Annotated in this window: 6 protein-coding genes; 3 read left to right on the forward strand and 3 right to left on the reverse strand. The window is 41.2% G+C overall.

What is annotated here, in order from left to right; all coding sequences use genetic code 11:
- From AC06OU_RS07865 to hutU, 3 genes are all read right to left on the reverse strand, one after another.
- Positions 1-468: arginase family protein (locus tag AC06OU_RS07865; RefSeq protein WP_475855074.1), on the reverse strand; the 468-nt coding region annotated here is incomplete at its 3' end.
- Entirely contained in the window at positions 458-1735 is a 1278-nt protein-coding gene (gene hutI, locus AC06OU_RS07870) for an imidazolonepropionase (protein WP_475855075.1), read from the reverse strand. The genes hutI and AC06OU_RS07865, both read right to left, overlap by 11 nt.
- 6 nt (positions 1736-1741) lie before the next feature.
- On the reverse strand, positions 1742-3412 hold the full coding sequence (gene hutU / locus AC06OU_RS07875; RefSeq protein ID WP_475855076.1) for a urocanate hydratase: 1671 nt from the start codon (positions 3410-3412) through the stop codon (positions 1742-1744).
- 272 nt (positions 3413-3684) lie between these two features.
- Here hutU and AC06OU_RS07880 point away from each other — a divergent pair, with 272 nt between their 5' ends.
- From AC06OU_RS07880 to AC06OU_RS07890, 3 genes are all read left to right on the forward strand, one after another.
- Entirely contained in the window at positions 3685-5139 is a 1455-nt protein-coding gene (locus AC06OU_RS07880) for a helix-turn-helix domain-containing protein (RefSeq protein ID WP_475855077.1), read from the forward strand.
- A 110-nt stretch (positions 5140-5249) separates the two neighbouring features.
- A complete protein-coding gene (locus AC06OU_RS07885; protein WP_475855079.1) occupies positions 5250-5576 on the forward strand; it encodes a nucleoside triphosphate pyrophosphohydrolase in 327 nt (108 codons plus the stop codon).
- Positions 5569-5924, forward strand: a 356-nt coding sequence (locus AC06OU_RS07890) for a phospholipase D-like domain-containing protein (RefSeq protein ID WP_475855080.1), incomplete at its 3' end; no start/stop codon positions are given. The genes AC06OU_RS07885 and AC06OU_RS07890, both read left to right, overlap by 8 nt.

Consider the following 5924-nt stretch of genomic DNA (forward strand, 5'->3'; position numbering starts at 1 on the left):
CAGCTGTAAAATACCAATCTTCTTCTCTGGCATTACCTTCTTCAGTCCACGAATAGTTGCTGCCGTTACCGAATGGTCTCCACCAATGGTCACCTTCAGTGCTTTCGGATAGGTCTCTGCGATACTCTCCATCGCATCCTCGATGTGTTGATGGCAGCGCAAAATATCGGTAACATGCATTTTTACATTTCCGATATCTGCTACTTTTAACTCGCGAATATCTATATCTTCATCAATATAGTAGGTTGAGAATTTTTCCCACGATTGGCGAAAGGCATTTGGAAACTCGGAGGCTCCTGAAACACTAATAGAGGATCTGGAAAGCGGTGATCCTAGAAGCACTACATTCCAATCTTTTTTCTCACTTTGCCACTGAGGAACTATCCAATCCTTTACCTTCATATCCTGATGTACTGTCCTTTGCCAATCAAATGGCGAGTGCTCTATCGGAGCTTTATTATAGTCCATCGGTAATCACTCCGTTGTCCAAAACTACTTTTCCATTTTTGATAACAGTTTTTGTATGATTCATCCCGTAGAAGTATTGCAATTGCTGATAGTTTGCTACATTTAGAATAAGTACGTCTGCCTTCTTACCCACCTCTAGAGAACCGATCTCATCTCCACGATTAATAGCATAGGCAGCGTTAATAGTAGTTGCTGTGAGCACCTCTGCCATCGTCATCCCCATGTTCATGCACGCTAAATTCATGATAAAAGGCATAGATATTGTTGGGGAAGAACCTGGATTAAAATCAGTGGATATAGCAACTGGTACCCTTTCATCTACCATTAGCCTTCCACGAGCAGAAGCTGCCTTTAGGAAAAATGCTGTCCCTGGCAATAAAACAGCAACAGTTCCAGCCTTCGCCATTGCTTGTATTCCTTTATCCGATGCTACCAATAAATGCTCTGCAGATATGGCTCCAACCTCTGCTGCTAGCTCCGCCCCCTCATATGGTTCAATTTCATCGGCATGAATTTTAGGAATAAGCCCATGCTCCTTGCCTGCCATTAAAATCCTACGAGACTGCTCTGGAGTAAATACTCCCTTCTCGCAGAAAACATCATTGAACTCCGCTAACTCTTGCTCCACAACCATTGGAATCATCTCATTTATTATCAGATCGACAAACGCATCTGGATTTTCTTTGTACTCAGCGGGTACCGCATGGGCTCCCATAAACGTCCGAACGACGTCGACCGGATGATTTTCCTGTAGCTTCTTTGCAACAAGTAGCTGTTTTTGCTCGGTCTCCCAGTCCAACCCATAACCACTTTTCGCTTCTACTGTTGTTACCCCATGGCGAAGAAAATCATTAAGATGGTTATATGTTTTCTCATATAAATGGTCAAAGGATGATTCTCTCGTTTTCTTTGTGGTCGCATGAATTCCTCCACCAGCATTCATGATTTCCATGTAGGTAGCACCGTTTAGACGCATTTGGAATTCATTTTCACGAGTTCCTCCGAAGACGAGATGAGTATGGGCGTCTACTAGACCTGGCATAACTATATGGCCTGATGCATCTATAATCTGTGCTTGCTCGATGAGCACAGGATGCTGCTCCTGAAGCTCTTCCTTTGTACCGACGGCGACGATGCGATCATCTTCTATTAACATACTTCCATTTTCTATAATGTTAAGCTCACTCATTTCTTTTCCTGTGCGAGCTTTTTTACTAGCCGATGCTAGTGTAATTAATTGGTTGGCATTTGTGATTAGTAATGTCATGTATCCTCATCCTTTTTTGTTTAGCATTGGTATATGAACATTCTTCTCTTGGGCAGTTTTTATAGCAATCTCATAACCGGCATCTGCATGACGGGCAACACCCATTCCAGGGTCTGATATAAGTACTCGGCTAATCTTTTCTGTAGCCATGTCGGTACCATCTGCCACGAGCACCTGACCTGCGTGCTGTGAATACCCCATGCCTACACCACCACCATGATGTACACTCACCCAGCTTGCTCCACCGGCAACATTCACTAACGCATTTAAGATTGGCCAATCTGAAACTGCATCTGAGCCGTCCTTCATCCCCTCTGTTTCTCGATTAGGAGATGCTACAGAGCCTGAGTCTAGATGGTCGCGCCCAAACACAATGGGAGCCTTAAGTTCTCCTGAAGCTACCATTTCGTTCACCTTAAGCGCAAAGCGGTGGCGATCACCATATCCTAACCAACAGATTCGTGCAGGGAGACCTTGCCACTTCACCATTTTCTGTGCCATATCAATCCAGTTTACTAGCGCCTCATCTTTTGCAAACATTTCCTTTGCAAGCGCATCCGTCTTTAATATATCCTCCGGGTCCCCAGACAATGCAGCCCAGCGAAACGGGCCTTTTCCTTCGCAGAACAATGGTCTAATGTACGCTGGAACAAAACCGGGGAAGTCGAAAGCATTCGCTACACCCATTTCCTGTGCATATTTCCGAATGTTATTACCATAATCAAATACCTCTGATCCTGCTTTTTGGAAGTCGAGCATAGCCTGAACATGATCAGCCATAGCCTTTTTTGCCTTATGCTCATATGCCCTTGGATCCTCCTTACGAAGCTTAAGTGCCTCCTCTAAAGACATATGATTTGGAATATATCCATTTAACGGATCATGTGCGCTAGTTTGATCTGTCACTAGATGTGGAACAATTCCACGCTCATATATTTCTCTATAAATATCCGCACAGTTTCCAACTAACCCAATGGATGCGGGCTCTTTCTTATCCTGTAACTCCTTCGCCATTTTCAGTGCCACATCTAAATCTTCTACTAAATAGTCGCAATAGCCTTCCTTCATTTTCCGTTCAATCCGTCTTTTATCGACCTCTACAACTAAGATGACTGCTCCTGCCATCTTCCCTGCAAGGGGCTGAGCACCACTCATCCCACCCATACCACCTGTTAAAATTAGTTTTCCGCGGAGGTCTGCACTACCAAACACCTTTTTACCTGCCTCTACAAAGCTCAAATAAGTTCCCTGTAAAATTCCTTGAGCACCAATATATATCCAGCTACCGGCAGTCATCTGACCATACATCATCAAGTCCTTATCCTCTAGCTCATAAAAATGCTCCCAGTTAGCCCAAGCTGGTACTAAGTTAGAGTTCGCGATCAATACACGTGGCGAGTGCTCATACGTACGAAACACTGCTACCGGCTTACCTGATTGAATGAGTAGCGTTTCATCATTTTCTAGCTTTTTTAGTGACTCGATTATTTGCTCAAAGCTCGCCCAGTTTCGTGCTGCCTTTCCTATTCCCCCGTACACCACTAGCTCATCTGGATTTTCAGCCACCTCGGGGTCCAAATTATTCATGAGCATACGCATAGCAGCCTCTTGCGTCCATCCTTTACAGGAAAGCTGATTTCCCGTTGGTGCTTTAATATTTTGCATAACATGTTCCATCACACAACACTCCCTTTAATATGATAAAAATACGCTTAATGAAAGGGGTCTTATAAACACATCCCTCTGTTTTACCAATTATAAAATTCTGAAAAAATAATATATATATAATCCAGGTTTAAAATAAAGGAATTTTTTTAGATAAGGTGGAATTTTATAAAGATAAACAAGTAATAATTTATGATTTTGTGAATCAATGAATAAAATGATAAGAAAATACCTCAATGTTAATTCAAAGTTAAATAAGTACAACTAGTAGGGGGTGTAACAGATTGAAGCTCTTAATTATTGACAGGGATCAAACGGAAAGAAATGGTATCCAGTGGTTTATCAAGCGATATCAGTTGGATGTTATGACTGTTTTAGAGGCAGGAAATTTTAACGAGGCAGTGGAGCAAATCGAGGCCGAGAACCCAGAGGTTATTTTACTCGAAATGGAGTTGCTTGCTCAGAGTGATTCCAATCGATTAAGAAAAGCATTATCGCTAAATTCCCATCACATCATTGGGATCACTGCAGAGCCACTTTTTAAGCATGCTTTAGAAGCACTTTCCATGCGAGCGCTCACTCTCCTGGTTAAACCAATAGACTTAAGCTTGCTTAAACAATATTTAACTCATGCAGTTAGAAATGAATTAAAAGTGCAACAAGAGAGTCTACCTTTAATAGGAGAGCATTCGATTTATCCTTCCTTATTTTTAGATCAATATGAGATAGAGCAAGAGTTTACATTTTGTCTGATGTTGGAGGCTGAGATTTTGGAGCAGAATGAACAGCTTTTCCATTGGCTAGAATCCCTAAATCATTTGACTCTCTTTCCCCTTTCTAAGCGTATTGTGGCATTCTCAACAGAAGAAACACTCGAGGAGCTTTGTAAAAAAACAAAGGCAATTATAAGGGAATGGTCTAACACACAGAATACCAACTTAAATATAGCTATCTATGATTTACCGAGAAAATCCGTAAAGGACATGTACCAAGCTATAAAGGAAACCCTGAAGTTACGTTTTCAACATGGCTTTGGGCAGGTTTTTCTTGTGAGCGAACTTCCTACCTTTCAAAGTTTGGACCCATTTTTAACAATGGAACAGCAACGACTTTGGATGTCGAGCCTAGAGCAAAATGACGTACAGACAATTAAGCATTTTTTATATAGCATCTCTACCATCAAAACGTATTATCATCCCGACACTATTCGAATCCATTTGACTAGTATTCTCGCACAAATCCGGAGATTCATGCTTAAATACCAAATGGAGAAACGAATAGATTTGGAACATCGCTACAATCAACTCTTTGAAATCATTCTAAATCATCCAGTTCTTTACACGATTATCCAGGAAATCGTCCTCCTCTGTCAGGACATTATGAATCAGGTAGAAAAACAAAAAGAAAAAGGCCAGTTCGACTACGTAAATGCCGCACTGGACTTCATCGACCTCCATTATACTGACGATAAGCTTAGCCTTGACCAACTAGCAGAATTTTTAGGAATCAGTCCTAGTTACATAAGTATGCTTTTCTCGAAAACAAACGCTACTACCTTCAAGCAATACGTTACTAAGAAGCGACTCAACCATGCCAAGCAGCTACTTCAGGAAACCAATCTCACTATCCACGAAATAGCAGCCAAAACTGGCTTTAATGACGCCAACTACTTTTCTAAGCTGTTTAAGGCGAATCATAATATTAGCCCGTCCTATTATAGACAGCACGTAATAGGTTAAGGAGTCCGCAACTATATAATTCATTTGTAAAGAGATATACGAAAGGTTTAAGATTAATATCAACAGTAGCAAACTAAATATGTTACTTTCCATAGTAAGGAGGAACAATTATGCCAGTTTACAATAAGCTAGTACGTGACCTAATCCCCCAGGTAATCGAGAAATCTGGAAGTAAGTTTTCCACGCGTATTTTAGATAAATCAGAGCATTTAACCGAAGTGAAAAACAAATTATATGAAGAAGTAAAGGAATTTGAAGTAACGGATAATCGCAAAGATGCACTTGAAGAGCTAGCAGATATATTAGAATTAATACATGCAGCCCTTCCTATTCATAAAGCTACCTATGAGGAGCTTGAGCAAATCCGCCTTGCCAAAAAGGAGAAGCGCGGTGGATTTAACGAAGGAATCTATTTAATAGAGGTTGAGGATGAGTAAGCTAAGGCTGATCACATCTAATCTTATCGAGGACTTGAAGAGTCTTACTCTTGATGCGACTAGTATTTACTGGATTACTGCATTTGCTATGAAATCAGGCGTGAGGCATGTACTCCCTTCTTTAAAGGAGGCAGGTTTACGTGGAGCAGAGCTTAAGCTACTAGTTGGTGACTATTTATACATTACTCAGCCCGAGGCACTGGAGCTCTTACTAGAGGAACTTCCTCATGCAGAGATTAGAATCTATAGAAGTAATGGAATTTCCTTTCATCCAAAGGCTTATATGTTTCGTTCCAATGAAGATAGTCACCTGATTGTTGGCTCCTCTAATTTATCCTCCTCTGCGTT

The organism is Psychrobacillus sp. (assembly GCF_056205495.1).

Coding starts and splice junctions, on each gene's coding strand:
- hutI (WP_475855075.1), bottom strand. CDS start 1,735: ATGACATTACTAATCACAAATGCCAACCAATTAATTACACTAGCATCG.
- hutU (WP_475855076.1), bottom strand. CDS start 3,412: ATGGAACATGTTATGCAAAATATTAAAGCACCAACGGGAAATCAGCTT.
- AC06OU_RS07885 (WP_475855079.1), top strand. CDS start 5,250: ATGCCAGTTTACAATAAGCTAGTACGTGACCTAATCCCCCAGGTAATC.